We start from the raw sequence: 17,398 nt of genomic DNA on the forward strand, positions 1-17,398 counted from the left end.
ATCGACATGCAACTTGGATGGATTGGGTTAGGACATATGGGGGTACCGATGGCAACACGTCTACTTGACGGCGGTCATGGCTTGACCGTCTACAACCGGACGTATGAAAAAACAGCTCCGCTGACTGAACGAGGAGCAACAGCTGTCAAAGAAGCACAGGACGTCGTGCGTCAAAGCGATATCATCTTCGTCATGCTCGCAGACGGACCAGCTGTCGCATCCGTCATCGAAGACATCACACCCACTCTTAGCGGTAAAATGATCGTCAACTTAAGTACGATCTCACCGGAAGAAACGAAGGAGGTGGCTCGTCTCGTCGAAAAAAACGGTGGCACCTACTTGGAATCGCCGGTCTCGGGATCCGTTCCGGTCGCTGAAAACGGTCAGCTCGTCTTACTTGCCGGTGGTGACGCAGAAGTCATCGCGACCTGTCAGCCCTATCTCGACCTACTCGGCAAAGAAACGATTCATTTCGGACCACATGGCTCAGGCAGTGCAGCGAAGCTCGCCATTAATTTATTGCTCGCCGTCGTCGGGCAAGGGGTCGCGGAGACATTGTTACTTGGAGAAGGTGCGGGGCTCGAGAAAGAGAAGCTGATTCAGATGATTAGTGCTTCCGGGATGAACACCCCGCTATTTACCGGAAAACGCGACATGTACCGGAAGAATGACTTCCCGTCTGCCTTCCCGCTCCGTCTGATGGCAAAGGATCTCGGTCTGATCACGGCTGAAGCGAGACGCCAACAGCTCAAGCTGCCACTCGCGCAAGCGACGGACGCTAGCTACGCTGAAGCAAAACCGACTTATGGTGATGCGGACATGGCAGCAATTTATCTCGCGTTACAAGAAAAATAATGAAAAGGGTGATGCCTCTCGATGTGAGAAGCATCACCCTTTTGCTGTGAGATTATTTAAGAGACGTGACGATTCCCATCATCTGATCACTCGTCATCAAGGCTTTCGAGTTGAACTGATACGCCCGCTGCAGTTGCGTCAAGTTCGTCATCTCAAGCGCCATATCGACGTTTGATGTCTCAAGCCGACCGACCGTCAACGGATTGCCCGCTGCATTCTGGTATTGTCCAGTTGCTGTGAACAAACCACCACCGACTTCCGTCAATTCACCGTAGTTCGGGATGTCCGCAACACCGACCCGAGCGAGGACACGCCGATCTCCATTTATGATCCCAGTGATATTACCGTCCTTGTTCAGCTCAATCTCTGTCGCGTTCGCCGGCAAGACGATCGGATCATTTGCCTGGTTGATGACGGAGCGTCCGGCATCGTCCGTCAGCAGGACTTGTCCGTTCGCTTGCGGTGATAACTGGAAGTTTCCGTCACGCGTGAACTTCGTTACGCCATCCGTATCGATGACACCGAAGAAATGGTGTGGATTCCCAAGTGCTGCGTCGAGTTTCCGATCCGTCGTCCGGAACGTTCCGACGCCAAAGCGCGTCGCTTCGTTTGCGACGTAACCTCCGACACCGAGTCGAAGTCCTTCTGGTGTCGTTAATGGACCTGGCGTGAAGCCCGCCGCTTGGTTGTTGATGTTACGGACGAGCAATTCATTGAACTGGGCATCCCGACGTTTATAGCCGTTCGTATCGACGTTAGCCAGATTTTGACCAGTCGTGTCGAGCTGTTTTTGCAACTGTCCCATCGTACTTGCGGATGTATAGATTGATTGCATCGTATCCTCCTATTAGCGAACGCGTCCGATTTCGGAAACAGCCTTCTCCGCTGTCCGGTCGTACGCTTGAATGACTTTTTGATTGGCTTCGAACTGACGCAGACCAGCATTCATCTCTGCCATCGTCTGTTCAATCTCGACGTTCCCGAGTTCGAGTACACCTTGATCAACTCGGACATTTCCGGCGTTCAATGGATTAGCGGAACGGAACAAACCGTTTCCTGTCCGCTCAAGCGTCTCCGGTTGATCAGTTACGACAAGACCGAGGTTACCGATCGCCTGACCGTTTCCGTCTGTGACGGCACCATTCGCGTCAACGAGGAAATCTTCATTGACGACGTTGAGTGGTTGTCCGTTCGTATCTAGGACGAGATCATTCTCCGTTGTCCGGAGTAATCCATCCTGTCCGACGGCGAACTGTCCGTTCGTCGTATAAAGTGTCTCTTCCTCTCCCGTCAACGGATCCTGATGACGAATCGTAAAGAGCGGTGCCCCTTCAAGCGAACTGATTTGCAAGTCCGTCGCATTGCCCGTCTCCGTGATTGAACCTTGCGTGAAGTTCGGCGTCGCTGCCTGCATGAAGACACCGGTCGCGAGTTTTCCGACCGTCGCAACTCCCCGCACACCTGTCCGTTCATTGTTTGCTGTCTGCTGAATCAGCATCTCTGGAAACGTCCGGAGTGACGCTTGATCAGCGCGGAAGCCCGGCGTCCGCGCATTCGCCAAGTTATTACTGAGCATTTCCTGTTGGCGTTGTAATGCCTGCATCGCATTCGACGCCGTATACATTCCTCGTAGCATGCGTTCATCTCCTCATTGACTTCATGTTCAATTCTTTCCTCTCAGTATATCGGTCGCTTCTTCATCAATTATGAGCTTTTTTGAACAAAAAGGTAATGTTCGGAAGAGATGAATCAAAAGACCTATCAGAATCCCGTTCGCCTTTTTTTTAATAGATTACATATTAAAAATTGACAAATATTGTTATGCTATAAACAACAAAAACATGATTCTCGAGGTGAAACCTATGAGCTTCTTTAAAAAACGTGCCACTGAACGAACTGTGCCTGGGTCTTTGGATTTATACACACTGTCCGACGTCACTTATTTTTTGGAAAATCATCCGGATGCCGTCTATACGATGGATACAAAGGGTCACTTCATTTCCTTCAACAATAAATTCCCACTAATGCTCGGTTACGATCGGAATAGTCTTAAGCAACTCCATTTCGAAACGTTTTTAAAGCCCAATGATGTAGAGGAAGTCAATCAGTTCAAGAAACGGGTCTATTCGGGCGAAACCGTTCACTTCACGACGACGGTTCGTCATAAAGATGGGCATTGGTTGACGTTGAACGTCACGAACATCCCGATTTACGATCAACGTGTCATCATCGGTCTTTATGGGATTGCCCGTGATGTATCACAGCAACAAGAACTCCGAACCGATTACCAGCGCTTATTGATGAAAGATCGATTAACGAACGCAATCGAAGGGGTCAGTTTCGTTGAATACTTCCCAACGTCAAAAGAAATCGTTGCATCACCCTCTCTCGCTACACTATTACAACTTTCTAAGAAACACTTAGCGAAGATGGACACCTATGACTTTCTTGAAGAGCTCCATCCAGAGGATCGAACGATTTTCCGCGAACAAAGTCTCGCACTGCATATGGGGCAAATTCCAACCTTCTCGATGCAGTTACGGATGGGGCGCAGAGGTCAATTCCAAAAGATCGTCCACTGTGAAGGTGTCGTTCAGACGGATACGATTCCGAGCTCACTCCTCTTCATTCTCAAGGATGCGACATCGCTCATCCAGCTCGAGCAAGAACGAGATCTTGCGATTGCCTCTCTTAAAAAGTTCTTCACGTCGCTGCATACGACCGCTTACGAGCATCGTTATAAAGATAATACCGTGATGTTTCATGCTGCCGGGTTCCTCGAACCGTACACCGATTATCTCCGACGAATCGAACAGGATCATCAATTGTGGACGAAACTCGTCTCATCCGAAGATCTCGTCTTCATGCGGGAGGCATATCCGAAAATTCGTCAAGGGGAAGTCGTTCGACTCGTCTATCGTTTAAACTATCCCGACCGCCAATTCTGGGTCGAAGAGACGTGTATCCCGATCATCGATGCACATGGTGAAGTTCTCGGTCACTATGGAGTCTCGACCGATATCACGCGTCTAAAGGAACAACAGCATGAGATTTGGCACTTGTCGATGCATGACCCGATCACTGATTTACCCAATCATGCCTTTACGTTAGAACAGGTTCGGGAATTATTGAAGCATCGTTCCCCCTTCACTTTATTAACGGTCACGTTTAATCAACACAGCCGTCTCGCTGAGCGATTCGGTCACGAAATCGGGGAAGAATGGATCCGTCAGACGAGTGCAGCCGTGAAAAAGCTTATCAAAAAAGAAGTATTTATTGGTCATCTATTCGGTGATAAATTCCTTATCATCTTAAAAGGTAAGATTGACGAAACACGGGCAATCGGACTTGCTAATCAATTGCTCGAGCTAACCCATCACCGGTTCGACGTCTTGTCCTATGAACTGTTTTCGAAGGTTTTCATCGGCATCACCTATTCTGCTCATCACGATCATACGGCTGAAGAACTGATTAAACAGACATACACGGCACTCCGCCGTGCCAAGTCGATCTCTAAGAGTAACTTCCAGTTCTATTCGTCGAAACTCGACATCACGACGTACCGTCGTTATCAACTCGAACGCGATTTGCGTCATGTCATCAAAAAAAATCAACTCTTCCTTGAGTACCAACCGAAAGTCGATAGTTGGAGTGGACGTATCGTTGGTGCGGAAGCCTTGATTCGCTGGGACCATCCAGAATGGGGACGACTGGCACCAAAGGATTTCTTGTCCCTTTCAGAAGAAAGTGATCTCTATATCCACATCGGTGACTGGGTACTCGACCAATCCTGTCGATTGATTCGTGATCTACTCGATGAACAACCGGAGCATGTCGTTCCGCTATCGATCAACTTATCACCGAAACGATTGTTCTACGGTGATTTTGCGAGCGTCGTTGAACAACATCTAAAAAAACATGGTGTTCCTGGTCATCTCTTAGAAATCGAACTACTTGAATCGGATGTACTACTAGAAGGCGGACAAGTCCTCGAGACACTCGACCGTCTCGTTGATCTCGGTGTCAAACTATCACTCGATGATTTCGGAACAGCTTATTCATCGATTTCTTACGTCCAGCGTTATCCGGTACATTGCCTGAAGATTGATCGATCGTTCGCGATCCATGCTGAACACGATCCAAAGAGCCTCTCTGTCATTAAAAGTGTCATCTATATGGCGAAGGAGTTCGGTTTGACCGTCGTTGCGGAAGGTATCGAGAACATGCAACAACTGAACCTGTATCGAGATCTAGAATGTGATATGATTCAAGGCTATCTCTTCAGTAAACCTGTCGATATCGAAACATTTAAGAAACTGCTTGAGAACAGTATTCTCTATCCGAAAGATACGGGCACTGCTCCACCGAAGGAGCCGATTCTTAGTCTCCATGCGAAGGTGACGATTTCGAAGCTGAATGGACAGGCGATCCAAGTCGGATCGTCCCCAATCTTGATCAATCGTTGTACGAATCGAACGATTTCTTTCTATTCCTCGATTCGATTGCCGGTGAAGCATAAACTGGAACTCTCCCTGCAATTGCATCACCTGACACATCCCGACATCTTCATTGAACCGACGTCGATTTCTGAACTCGATAATGGTCTCTTCTATTACGTCGCTGACTTCCAAGTCCGCGCCTTGTCTCTCATCGTCCAAGAACAGTTGAATCATTCCCATCATTCGCGCGTCGACGACTTCTTCGAACAATCGACTGTAAAAAAAAAGCTTCCATCCCCTTAATCAAACGGGAATGGAAGCTTTCCTTAGTTATTCGGATTCTTTTTCAAGACAGCGGTCTGCGTCCGCTCGAGTACGGCATTCGTGATGACGATCAAGCCGGTGAAGAGGAACAAGGCTTCAAAACCGAAGTGACCAGCAATCTGTCCACCCGCGAGTGGTCCGAGGAAGTTCCCCATGAACTGCGCGGACTGATTATACCCGAAGATACGTCCTGACGCATTGGCTGGCGTATTCTTCCGAAGCAGTGCTTGTACCGACGGCATCAGTGCTGCTGTCGCAAAACCGATTCCCATCCGTAAGACGATCAATTGACTTGTATCCGTGACGAACGCTTGCGGAATCAAGAAAGCGGCAAAGACAAGTAATGCAAAGAATAAGACACGCTCTGCCCCGATCTTATCGGAGAGACGACCGAGTCGTTGCGCTGCGATCAAAGCTGCGATCCCTGGTGCTGAAGCGACGATCCCGGATAGTAACGCCAGACGTTCTGTTCCCGGACTGAGTTCCCGGACGTAGAGCGACAGGATCGGACTGATTGATTGTGCCGCGAACTGAATCAGGAACGTCGTCAAAAAGAGACTCAAGATGAGTTCCGGATGACGGAGCGACTGGATGATTTCCTTCGCGGACGCCATTTTTTTGACTTCCATTGGGACGAATTCTTCTTTAACTAAGAAGTAGGTCACGAGGAAGGTAATGAAGAGCGGTACGCTCGTAAAGAGAAAAACGGGTCGAAGCCCAACAACGTCGGCGAGGAATCCTCCAATGAGAGGTCCTAGCAATCCACCGGCAATCCCACCGGTCGACAGGGTGCCGAGCGCCCAGCCACTTTTCTCTTTTGGGGTTTGGGAAGCAACGAGTGTAATTCCGGCTGAGATGAATCCGGATACGGCTCCCATGACAAGACGTAAAAATACGAGTTGGTAGACGTCTTGCACAAAACTAATCAAGAACATGACGATCGACATACCAAGACTTGCGCGAAGCAACATCAGCTTCCGTCCTTTTCGATCGGCGAGACGTCCCCAGATTGGTGAGACGATCGCAGCGACGAGGAAGGTTGCACCAAAGGCGATACCGGACCAGGTCGTAATATCTTGTCGGCTGTCGACACCGAGTTCTTCAATGAATAAAGGCAAAAACGGTAACACGAGACTGAGGGCTGCAGCGGTCAAAAAACTACCGAACCAAACGACAACTAAATTTCTTTTCCACAATGGCATTGTGGCATCACTTCCTTTTTATTTACAATTCGTTTCAATTCAACAACTTTTAATATACACTTCACATTGTGAAATGTCTAGGATTTGAACTGTCAAAGTGTAGAACAGGACCTTTGATGCATATAAGCAACTGCTTGACGGTCGATAGTAAGGTAATCCACACGAAGGAGTGAAATTGAAATGAAACGCTTTTTGATAAGCGTAGTCTGTCTGTCGTTGCTTCAATTCGGACTACCACTCAAGAGTTCAGCTGCCGTTTCCGTCACTCGTCACACGGTCATCTGGTCCATCCCAGAGGCCAAATCCATTTCAACGAAGATCAATCAGCTGGCAAACAGACAGATGAAACGTGTCTATCTGCATGTCGCTGTCGAGGGTGACCGTACTCTCTACCGAACATTCGTTGAAAAAGCGCATGCTGTCGGCATCGAAGTGTACTTTTTGTTCGGACAGCCGCGCTGGATCACAAACGAAGGTACGACAGCTCGACCAAACGTCGAGGATCCGTTAGCCTGGATTTCGACCTATCAGCAGGAAACGATCAGTCATCCGGACGGCATCAGCGTTGATCTCGAACCATATGCCTTACCGGAATGGGAGACGGACCAACCACGTGTCATCGCCTCCTATGAACGGATTTTACTTGCCTTTCGCGAGAAAGCGTCTGTTGAAGGATTACCGCTGCAACTGTTCCTTCCGTTCTGGTTCCATACCGTACAGGATGAAAGCGGTCGCCCTCTCAGTGAATGGGCAATGGAGCTCGCTGATGAAGTCACGTTGATGAGTTACCGAACTGTCTATGGTGGTGGGAATGGACTTGGTGCCATTACAATGACGGACGCGCTCTATGCCGCAAGCAACAATCACACGTTATCGTATGCAATCGAGTTCACTGAACTTCCAGAGACACCGGACATCACGTTCTATGGCAAGACGCGGACGCAGCTGAATCAGCTCGTCAATCAAACGATGGCCAGTTCACTGCCGCCAAGTGCGATCGTCTATCATGATTTTGAAGCGTACCAAACATTCATGCGTAGTACGCAGTGAGCTATCTTCATCTGTCTGCCCCCTTTGCTTTTCATCCGCTTTCCTCAGGCGAGACACAAGCCAGTCTTCACTGTTCGTATAACAGTGAAGCCGGGTCTTGTTTGTCTCTGACAGCGCAAAATCGCGCTTTTCCCTGTAGGAGTCGGATGAAGCACAAGGAGGCACATGATCATTTAGTACCATGGCATTGCATTATGTTTAAAACAAAGGGAGTCCAGTTTCCGATACGTACTTCGGAAACTGGACTCCCTATTGGTTTGATTCATATCGAACGAACTTGTCCATTCTCGACTCCTGCAGGAAAAGAAAGTGCAAGCAGCACTTTCGTCAGGGATAGGTAAGACCCGACAACTCGCATGAAATGCGCGCTGTCGCGGCTTACCTCCCGCCTGTGGAAAGCGAGAAGGACAAGACGGTCGTTATAGGAATGAACTTTTACGAGAGATCATATCCTTTACGCTGACACGCTCTTACTTCCCGAGGTTATCGAGCATGATTCCTGTACCGCGTGCGACACATAACATCGGATCTTCTGCGATCAGAACCGGTAGTCCAAGTTCTTTTGCAAGCAGTTGATCAATTCCGTCCAGCAACGCGCCTCCACCCGTCAGGATGATACCGCGATCGATGATGTCTGCTGCAAGCTCCGGTGGTGTCTTTTCGAGTACACGCTTCGTTGCTTCGACGATCTCCATCGCTGCTTCCGCAAGCGCATCGTGCATCTCTTCCGATGTCACCGTGATGTTGTGCGGTAAACCTGTCACGAGATTTCGTCCACGAATATCCATCTGCTCGCGACGTCCGTCTTCTGATACAGTGGCAACCGTCGTCTTGACCGCTTGTGCTGTCCGTTCCCCGATGATCAGCTTATGTGTATCCTTGATCGAACGAATGATGTCGTGGTCGAAACGATCTCCTGCGACCTTGATCGTCTCCCCGCATACGATATCACCCATTGAAAGTACGGCAACATCCGTCGTCCCACCACCAATATCAATGACCATGTGCCCTGCTGGCATCCAAATGTCCATACCGGCACCAACTGCTGCGACCTTCGGCTCGACTTCAAGGAAGACCGTTTTTGCCCCTGACTTTTCACCGGCTTGACGAATTGCTTTCGCCTCAACCGTCGTGATGCTTGCTGGTGTACAGATTAACATCCTGACTCCACCAAACATCTTACGAACTTCAATCTTATCGATGAAATGGCGAAGCATCGCTTCCGTCATTTCGAAATCGGCAATGACACCGTCTTGAAGCGGTCGAATAGCTACGATATTCCCCGGTGTCCGCCCTACCATCAAGTGTGCTTCCGTACCTACCGCATGAATCTTGCCTGTTGCCTTATCGATCGCGACGACCGATGGCTCATCGAGGACGATGCCTCTACCTTTGACATGAATGACGACGTTCGCCGTCCCTAAGTCGATTCCGATATCTCTTGAAAACATCTCGTGTGCTCTCCTTTACCCACTGGCTATTCTTCCAAAATATAGAACGTCGTTTGGACGTCTAACCCATTTATGTATACATACCTTTCAATTCTAGCATATGCCCCCTCGTGAAACGACTTTCTTTTTCCGCTTTTCGGATTTCATTGTCGTCATTTTCAAAAGACGACAAAAAAGAGCACCATCCCGCAAAATGGGATGATGCTCTTATATAAGTGCTTAAAGTTTTGTAGCAGCTGTTTCTTCAACGACTACAGCTTCTTCTGTCACACGCTCTACGTCTGCACCAAGTGCTTGTAACTTCAAGTGGAAGTCGACGTATCCACGGTCGATATGGTGAAGTGCACCAACGCGTGTTTCGCCTTCAGCGATCAATCCTGCTGTGACGAGTGCAGCCCCTGAGCGAAGATCCGTTGAAAGAACTTCTGCGCCTTGCAACTGTACGCCACCGTTGATGATCGATGAACGACCTTCAATCTTGATGTCAGCATTCATGCGACGGAATTCTTCGACGTGCATGAAGCGGTTTTCGAAGACTGTTTCCGTGATGACTGATGTGCCGCCTGCTTTGAGGACGAGTGCCATCATTTGTGCTTGAACATCTGTCGGGAAGCCTGGGTGTGGCATCGTCTTGACGTCAACTGCTTCGAGTTTCGCTGGACCGACGACGCGGAGCCCTTCTTCTGTATCCGTGATCTTAACGCCCATCTCTTCCATCTTCGAGATGAGTGGACGAAGGTGTTCGCGCTCAGCACCGATGACTTCGACGTCACCTTCTGTGATCGCTGCTGCGATCATGAACGTACCTGCTTCGATTCGGTCAGGAATGACGTAGTGTGTTGCACCGTGTAATTTCTCGACGCCTTCGATGCGGATCGTTTCTGTACCTGCACCGCGGACTTTTGCGCCCATTGCGTTCAAGAAGTTCGCAAGGTCAACGATTTCTGGTTCTTTTGCGACGTTCTCGATGACTGTCGTTCCTTCTGCGAGTGTCGCAGCCATCATGATGTTTTCTGTCGCACCAACAGATGGGAAGTCGAGGTAGATTTTTGCACCTTGGAGGCGACCGTCGACATGTGCTTCAACGAATCCGTTTCCGATGATCGTTTTTGCGCCCATCGCTTCGAATCCTTTCAAGTGAAGATCGATCGGACGTGATCCGATTGCACATCCACCTGGCATTGCGACACGTGCGCGCCCGAGGCGTGCAAGTAATGGACCCATGACGAGAATCGAAGCTCGCATCTTACGCACGTACTCGAGTGGTGCCTCGTCTTTGAGATTCGGCTCTGCATTGACCGTCACCGTGTTAGCTTCTGCGTCGAATTCGACTTCCGCGTTCAAATTGCGTAAGACGTTATTGATTGTATAGACGTCTGCTAGACGTGGTACGTTTTGAAGAACCGATTGTCCCTCTGATGCAAGCAATGTCGCGACGAGTGTTTTTAAGACCGCGTTCTTTGCACCTTCTACTTTGACTGTTCCAGCTAATTTACGTCCGCCACGGACAACGATTTTTTCCATTCTCCCTACTCCTCTGCTTCGTTTCTGTTCTAGTATGTTCAATTCGTGATTGGTGAGGATCATAGTTGGAATTCAACGAATGTTAGAAAAGAAACTTCCCTATAGTTGATCTCTTACTACAAAGCCAATACGACGTTTCGATTGTAATGTTAGATGATTGCTAAATGACTGTGTTCCTTCATTGAAAGAGCAGTGTCCTGTTCCATGGTAAAACAAATTACCATTTCAGGGTTTACAATGCAGTTACAAGTTCACCCGATTAAAAACTGAAGACGTTGTGCAAAACCGGCATAATCCAGTAAAAAGCGCGCTACGATGGATCCGAGTGCAATCGCAAGAATCGTTCGTAAGGCTACCGCATGCGGTCCTTTAGGATGTTGCAGGATTTTCTCCCATTTGACTGGTAACAAGGACCACCAAGCGAGCAAAATCGCTACGATATAGACCAGCATACTAACTAACGCACTCACACCAATAGATGTCACTTTCGTTGCACCTCTTCTTCATAGTTTCTCCAACTCTACTATGATTTCATAAAATGAATGATTGCGCAAACAAAAAAGAACACGCTGAATTAATTTTAGCGTATAAAATATATTTATTGAAGATAAATTTGGTCTTCTACTGAAAAAAGGTTGAAGAATTCGTGAAGACGAGGCATATAGTGTACTTTTACATATTTGCAGTATTTTAAACCTGTATCCTTCATCGTGTTGCGAAAACGGTTGCCATTCGAAAAATCATTGATGCGTCGTACAAAAAAAGACCCGATTCCTTAAAGGAAATCGAGCCTTTTCATCAAAATCAATCGCGACCATAGTCTTTCAAGCTGAGACGGTTAACTGCTCGTTTCAGTGAAAGTTCAGCACGCTTGAATTCGAGTTCTGATAATTTCGTGTCCTGGAGACGACGTTCTGCACGAACCTTCGCAGCTGCAGCCCGGTCGTAGTCGACCTTGTCTGCTTGCTCCGCAGTTTCCGCAAGAACCGTTACAGTATCCTGGCGCACTTCCATAAAGCCACCGCTGATAGCGATCAACGTGCGTCCGCCATCTTCGTGGCGCAACTTCAAGATGCTGATGTCGAGTGGTGTCACGAGTGGGACGTGGTGCGGGAGAACCCCGATCTCACCAGAAATCGTCTTCGCAACGACCATACGGACATCGCCATCATACACTTCGCCATCCGGGGTGACGATATTGACATGAAGTGTGTTCATCTCAAGTCCCCCTTATGCTTTGTCACTTAGACAAGCGCCTTCGCTTTTTCAATCGCATCTTCGATCGGACCGACGAGACGGAATGCTTCTTCCGTTAAGTCATCGTGTTTACCTTCGAGGATTTCTTTGAAGCCGCGGATCGTGTCCTTAACTGGGACGTACGATCCTTTTTGTCCTGTGAACTGCTCAGCTACGTGGAAGTTCTGCGACAAGAAGAACTGGATACGACGCGCACGGTGTACAGTCAATTTGTCGTCTTCTGACAACTCGTCCATACCGAGGATCGCAATGATATCTTGAAGTTCTTTATAACGCTGAAGTGTTTCCTGAACTTGACGTGCAACACTGTAGTGCTCTTCGCCGACGATTTCCGGTGAAAGGGCACGCGATGTCGAAGCAAGTGGATCCACGGCAGGATAGATCCCCATCTCAGAGAGACGACGCTCAAGGTTCGTCGTTGCATCTAAGTGAGCAAACGTCGTCGCAGGAGCCGGGTCAGTATAGTCATCGGCTGGTACATAAACCGCTTGGATCGATGTAACCGAACCTTTGTTTGTTGATGTGATTCGCTCTTGGAGCATCCCCATCTCTGTTGCGAGTGTCGGCTGGTAACCAACGGCAGATGGCATACGACCGAGAAGGGCCGATACCTCAGAACCTGCTTGTGTGTAACGGAAGATGTTATCAACGAAGAGAAGAACGTCTTGTCCTTGCTCATCACGGAAGTATTCCGCCATCGTCAAACCAGTCAAGGCAACACGAAGACGTGCACCCGGTGGTTCGTTCATCTGACCGAAGACCATCGCTGTTTGTTTGATAACGCCTGAATCCGTCATCTCGTGGAACAAGTCATTTCCTTCACGCGTCCGCTCACCAACACCTGCGAATACCGAGATACCGCTGTGCTCTTGAGCGATGTTGTTGATCAATTCCTGGATGAGGACGGTCTTACCTACACCGGCACCACCGAAGAGACCGATCTTACCACCCTTGATGTAAGGAGCGAGCAAGTCGACGACTTTAATTCCAGTCTCGAGGATTTCAACTTTCGTTGAAAGGTTATCAAAAGTCGGTGCTTTTTTGTGGATCGGAAGACGTTCCACGTCAGCAGCGATTTCTTTTTCATCAATTGGGTTACCGAGTACGTTGAAGACGCGACCAAGTGTCGCTTCTCCGACGGGTACCGAGATTGGAGCATTCGTATCGAGTACTTCCATTCCACGGCGTACTCCATCCGTAGAGTCCATCGCAATGGTACGGACGACGTCGTCACCAAGGTGCAGGGCGACCTCAAGCGTCAAGTCGATAGCCACTTCTTCTACAGTTTGCGGCGTATATTGAATACGAAGCGCGTTGTAGATGTTCGGTAAGTGTCCTTCGAACTTAACGTCGATGACAGGTCCCATGACCGCGACGACGCGGCCTTTTAAACCGAGTTCGTTCATCGTGTTTCCTCCTACCTATCGTTACGCCAGTCGGGATTACTGCTGCGCAGCAGCCCCACTGACGATCTCTGTGATTTCTTGCGTGATCGCAGCTTGTCGAGCTCGGTTGTAGACGAGAGTCAATCGACCGATCAAGTCATCTGCGTTATCTGTCGCACTTTGCATTGCTGTCATACGTGACGCATGTTCTGCTACTTTCGCGTCAAGAAGCGCACCGAAGATCAAGCTCTCCGCATAACGCGGGAGGAGTTCCGCAAGGATTTGTTCCTCGCTTGGCTCGTACTCATAAGTCGTCGAAGACGAAGCTTCGATTTCTCCGAGTGGGAGAAGGGTTTCGACTTTCACTTCTTGGCTGATGACAGATAAGAAGTGGTTGTAGCACAGCTTGAGCTCGTCGATTTCGCCGATCGTGAACGCACTCACTGTGCGCTTCACGATTTCAGCGACGTCGACATACGAAGGAGAATCGTTCAAGCCTGTGATCGCATCCGTGACCGTGATTCCGCGTGAACGGAAGAACTGGACACCGACTTTACCGACCACGAAGAGAACGTAACTGTCCGTAGTATGCTTTTCTTTGATTTCCCGGTAGACTTCACGCAGCACGTTGGCGTTATATGCACCAGCTAAGCCGCGATCCGATGTGATGACGATATAGCCCGTCTTTTTGACGGGACGTTTCTCGAGCATCGGATGGCTCGCACCTGTCGTGCCATTCGCAATGGTTCCGAGTACCTCTTGCATTTTCAGCATGTAAGGTTGGAACTTCGCGCTATGTGCTTGAGCGCGGTTCAGTTTCGACGCCGAAACCATGTTCATCGCTTTCGTGATCTGTTTCGTACTTTTCGTCGAGTTGATCCGCGTTTGTATCTCGCGCAACGATGCCATTTCGATTCACCACCTTGTTAGTATCAAGAGCGTTCCGTCGGATTAAACCGTCGCTTGGAACGTTTTCTTAAATTCTGAGATTGCTGCTACGATCTCTTCGTCTGCTGGAAGGTTACCTGTCTTACGGATCTCATCGCAAAGTTGTTTGCGGTTTTGATCGAGCCAGAGGTTGAGTTCCTTTTCAAAACGACGAATATCCGTTACAGCAACATCATCAAGGTGACCACGAGTCAAGGCATAGATGATGATGACTTGCTTATCGACAGTAAGTGGTTGGTTCAAGTCTTGTTTCAAGACTTCAACTGTCCGCTCACCACGGTTAAGCTTCGATTGAGTCGCTTTATCAAGGTCAGATCCGAACTGAGCGAATGCTTCAAGCTCACGGTAAGATGCGAGGTCAAGACGGAGCGTACCCGCTACCTTCTTCATCGCTTTTACTTGAGCCGAACCACCTACACGCGATACCGAGAGACCCGGGTTGATCGCGGGACGGACACCTGAGAAGAAGAGATCCGATTGAAGGAAGATTTGACCATCCGTGATCGAGATAACGTTCGTAGGGATATAAGCTGAGATATCCGACGCTTGCGTCTCGATGAACGGAAGAGCAGTCAAGCTACCTGCACCAAGCTCGTCGTTCAACTTCGCCGCACGCTCAAGAAGGCGTGAGTGGAGGTAGAAGACATCCCCTGGGTAAGCTTCGCGGCCTGGTGGGCGTTTCAAAAGAAGTGAAAGCTCACGGTAAGCAGCTGCTTGTTTTGAAAGATCATCATAGATGACAAGAACGTGTTTGCCTTGGTCCATGAAGTGTTCACCCATCGCGACACCTGCGAATGGTGCGAGGTAAAGAAGTGGAGCTGGCTGTGAAGCCGCTGCCGAAACGACGATCGTGTAATCGAGGGCACCGTTTTTACGGAGCGTCTCGACGACGCCACGGACTGTTGATTCTTTTTGTCCGATTGCGACGTAGATACAGATCATGTTTTCTTCTTTTTGGTTGATGATCGTATCGATTGCGATCGACGTTTTACCCGTCTGACGGTCACCGATGATCAACTCACGCTGTCCACGACCGATTGGAACGAGGGCATCGATCGCCTTGATTCCTGTCTGAAGTGGTTCGTGTACCGATTTACGCGCCATGACGCCAGACGCCTTACGCTCGATCGGATTGTAGTGTTCTGTTTCGATTGGACCAAGACCATCGATTGGCATACCGAGTGGGTTGACGACACGTCCGAGGAGTGCGTCTCCTGTTGGTACTTCCATGATGCGGCCCGTACGGCGAACAGAGTCGCCTTCTTTGATTTCAAGGTAGTCACCGAGGATGATGATACCGACGTTGCCTTCTTCTAAGTTTTGCGCCAAGCCCATTGTGCCGTTAGCGAATTCTACGAGCTCTCCCGACATGACGTTGTCGAGTCCGTGTGCACGAGCGATACCATCACCGATTTGGATGACCGTACCTGTCTCGTTCACTTCCATCGTAGAACCGTACTGCGCGATACGCGCTTTAAGCAGGGCGCTGATTTCTTCAGCTCTAATGCTCATGCGTTTCACCCCTATTTTCTTACGCTTTTAACAGCTCACGCTCAAGGCGCGTTAGTTTAGTTTCGATCGTACCGTCATATGTCGTGTAACCGATTTGAACGCGAAGTCCTCCGATGACACCCGTGTCGACGACGTTCTCGACTTCAAGCGTTTTACCTGATTTTTGGCCAAACGTCTCTTTCACTTTCGTGAGTTCCTCGTCTGACAATTTGTATGCACTCGTGACGATTGCCGTCGCGACATTGCGGTGTTCATTCAACAATGCAATGAAGTGTTCCGGTAATGTAACGATCTCTGCTGCCCGGTCGTTTTCGACCATGACAAGCAATGTGTTTAAGACGATCGAGTTGAAGCCAGTGAAGCTTGTTTGAAGAACTTGCTTGAGCTCTTCAGCAGAAATCGATGGGTTATCTAAAACCGAAGCGAGCTCTGGTGTTGCGTGGAGCACTTCGCCGAGCGTCCGCACATCAGCTTCTGCTTGCTCGAGCACATGGTGCTCAAGCGCAAGATCGAAGAGCGCTTTTGCGTAGCGTCCCGCTACGTGATCACGCATTAGTTCGTGCCCTTAGTATCAGCAAGGAATTGATCGACGAGTGCTTTTTGAGCGGCTTCGTCTGTCGCAAGCTGTGTTTTCATGACGTGGCGTGCTGCAGCGATTGCTTGAAGAGCGACATCGTTCTTCAAAGCAGCTTGTGCTTCAGCGCGTTCACGTTCGATCGCACGGCGAGCTTCTTCCTTACTCATTTCGGATTCAAGACGTGCCTGCTCCATCGCACGTGCTTGCTCTGCTTCTGCCTGACGGCGTGATGCTTCTAAAAGGTCGCGTGCTTCCGTACGCGCCTTATTTAATTCTTCGCGTTGTTGTTCTACGTAGACTTCAGCGTCTTTACGGCTCTTTTCAGCCGAGTTGATCTCGCTAGCCACATGCTCTTCCCGCGCTTTCATCATGTTGACGAGCGGGCCCCATGCGAATTTCTTCAAGAGGATGAGGAGCAAGAGGAAAACGACGATCGTGACGATCATGTTGGCTAATAAGAGTTGGTTGCCTTCGCCGCCAGCCTCTGCCGCAAGATACGTTAGATTCATTCGATTACACTCCCCTCGTGGTTGGTTCAACTTCAATATCTACATAAGGGAGCCTAAGCTCCCGTGACGGTTCACTCAAACGTTGAACGAATAGCGCCCTATGTAGTCCGTTCTCGTTAATCGTGGATTAAGAGTTGAGAAGAAGGAAACCGACCGCTACACCGATGATTGGAAGTGCCTCAACAAGACCGATACCGATGAACATTGTTTGACGAAGTTCGTTTTTGAGTTCTGGCTGACGTGCTTGACCTAATACTGTACCGTTTACGATAAGACCGTTACCGATACCTGCGCCGAGTGCGCCGAGTCCGATGATGATCGCTGTTGCAATAAGATTCATGATAAATTGCCTCCCTAGAGTATGT

The 17,398-nt window shown here is 49.2% G+C and carries 16 protein-coding genes; 3 read left to right on the forward strand and 13 right to left on the reverse strand.

Features of this window, described 5'->3' with window-relative positions:
- Positions 1 to 6: 6 nt before the first annotated feature.
- Positions 7 to 855, forward strand: coding sequence for an NAD(P)-dependent oxidoreductase (locus KNQ03_RS07570; protein ID WP_214724151.1), 849 nt, complete (start codon positions 7 to 9; stop codon positions 853 to 855).
- A 52-nt stretch (positions 856 to 907) separates the two neighbouring features.
- Here KNQ03_RS07570 and KNQ03_RS07575 read toward each other — a convergent pair whose 3' ends face one another.
- Positions 908 to 1,690 carry a flagellar hook-basal body protein gene (locus tag KNQ03_RS07575; RefSeq protein ID WP_214724153.1) on the reverse strand — a complete coding sequence of 261 codons (783 nt, stop codon included), beginning with the start codon at positions 1,688 to 1,690 and terminating at the stop codon, positions 908 to 910.
- Between the two features lie 12 nt (positions 1,691 to 1,702).
- Positions 1,703 to 2,491: a flagellar hook-basal body protein gene (locus KNQ03_RS07580; protein ID WP_133207829.1), complete on the reverse strand. Its 789-nt coding sequence runs from the start codon at positions 2,489 to 2,491 to the stop codon at positions 1,703 to 1,705.
- A 226-nt stretch (positions 2,492 to 2,717) separates the two neighbouring features.
- On the opposite strand from KNQ03_RS07580, the gene KNQ03_RS07585 reads away from it, so the two are divergent.
- Positions 2,718 to 5,597, forward strand: a complete 2,880-nt coding sequence (locus KNQ03_RS07585) for a sensor domain-containing protein (protein ID WP_256443267.1) — start codon at positions 2,718 to 2,720, stop codon at positions 5,595 to 5,597.
- Positions 5,598 to 5,620: 23 nt separating this feature from the next.
- On the opposite strand, the gene KNQ03_RS07590 is transcribed toward KNQ03_RS07585, so the two are convergent.
- Entirely contained in the window at positions 5,621 to 6,820 is a 1,200-nt protein-coding gene (locus KNQ03_RS07590; RefSeq protein WP_195864362.1) for a multidrug efflux MFS transporter, read from the reverse strand.
- Between the two features lie 180 nt (positions 6,821 to 7,000).
- Between KNQ03_RS07590 and KNQ03_RS07595 the strand changes: the two genes are divergently transcribed.
- Positions 7,001 to 7,870 carry a hypothetical protein gene (locus KNQ03_RS07595; RefSeq protein WP_214724157.1) on the forward strand — a complete coding sequence of 290 codons (870 nt, stop codon included), beginning with the start codon at positions 7,001 to 7,003 and terminating at the stop codon, positions 7,868 to 7,870.
- A 470-nt stretch (positions 7,871 to 8,340) separates the two neighbouring features.
- On the opposite strand, the gene mreB is transcribed toward KNQ03_RS07595, so the two are convergent.
- From mreB to atpE, 10 genes are all read right to left on the reverse strand, one after another.
- Positions 8,341 to 9,321 carry a rod shape-determining protein MreB gene (mreB, locus tag KNQ03_RS07600; RefSeq protein WP_050676945.1) on the reverse strand — a complete coding sequence of 327 codons (981 nt, stop codon included), beginning with the start codon at positions 9,319 to 9,321 and terminating at the stop codon, positions 8,341 to 8,343.
- A gap of 219 nt (positions 9,322 to 9,540) precedes the next feature.
- Positions 9,541 to 10,845: a UDP-N-acetylglucosamine 1-carboxyvinyltransferase gene (gene murA, locus KNQ03_RS07605; protein ID WP_058704128.1), complete on the reverse strand. Its 1,305-nt coding sequence runs from the start codon at positions 10,843 to 10,845 to the stop codon at positions 9,541 to 9,543.
- A gap of 251 nt (positions 10,846 to 11,096) precedes the next feature.
- Positions 11,097 to 11,330 (reverse strand): DUF1146 domain-containing protein, encoded by a 234-nt coding sequence (locus KNQ03_RS07610; protein WP_029342736.1) that lies wholly within the window; start codon positions 11,328 to 11,330, stop codon positions 11,097 to 11,099.
- 319 nt (positions 11,331 to 11,649) lie between these two features.
- The gene (locus tag KNQ03_RS07615; protein WP_029342737.1) at positions 11,650 to 12,063 is read right to left on the reverse strand and encodes a F0F1 ATP synthase subunit epsilon; all 414 of its coding nucleotides are present in this window, start codon (positions 12,061 to 12,063) and stop codon (positions 11,650 to 11,652) included.
- 26 nt (positions 12,064 to 12,089) lie between these two features.
- Complete coding sequence (atpD, locus tag KNQ03_RS07620; protein ID WP_058704129.1) at positions 12,090 to 13,508, reverse strand: F0F1 ATP synthase subunit beta; 1,419 nt, start codon at positions 13,506 to 13,508, stop codon at positions 12,090 to 12,092.
- Between the two features lie 36 nt (positions 13,509 to 13,544).
- Positions 13,545 to 14,396: an ATP synthase F1 subunit gamma gene (atpG, locus tag KNQ03_RS07625; RefSeq protein ID WP_058704130.1), complete on the reverse strand. Its 852-nt coding sequence runs from the start codon at positions 14,394 to 14,396 to the stop codon at positions 13,545 to 13,547.
- Between the two features lie 42 nt (positions 14,397 to 14,438).
- The gene (atpA, locus tag KNQ03_RS07630; RefSeq protein WP_023469496.1) at positions 14,439 to 15,947 is read right to left on the reverse strand and encodes a F0F1 ATP synthase subunit alpha; all 1,509 of its coding nucleotides are present in this window, start codon (positions 15,945 to 15,947) and stop codon (positions 14,439 to 14,441) included.
- A 19-nt stretch (positions 15,948 to 15,966) separates the two neighbouring features.
- On the reverse strand, positions 15,967 to 16,500 hold the full coding sequence (locus KNQ03_RS07635; RefSeq protein WP_035410623.1) for a F0F1 ATP synthase subunit delta: 534 nt from the start codon (positions 16,498 to 16,500) through the stop codon (positions 15,967 to 15,969).
- Positions 16,500 to 17,033, reverse strand: a complete 534-nt coding sequence (gene atpF / locus KNQ03_RS07640; RefSeq protein ID WP_023469498.1) for a F0F1 ATP synthase subunit B — start codon at positions 17,031 to 17,033, stop codon at positions 16,500 to 16,502. Before atpF ends, KNQ03_RS07635 begins: the two co-directional genes overlap by 1 nt.
- 127 nt (positions 17,034 to 17,160) lie before the next feature.
- Positions 17,161 to 17,373: a F0F1 ATP synthase subunit C gene (gene atpE, locus KNQ03_RS07645; protein ID WP_023469499.1), complete on the reverse strand. Its 213-nt coding sequence runs from the start codon at positions 17,371 to 17,373 to the stop codon at positions 17,161 to 17,163.
- Positions 17,374 to 17,398 lie beyond the last annotated feature (25 nt).

It is taken from the genome of Exiguobacterium sp. s143, from assembly GCF_018618895.1.
Taxonomy (GTDB): Bacteria; Bacillota; Bacilli; order Exiguobacteriales; family Exiguobacteriaceae; genus Exiguobacterium_A; species Exiguobacterium_A abrahamii.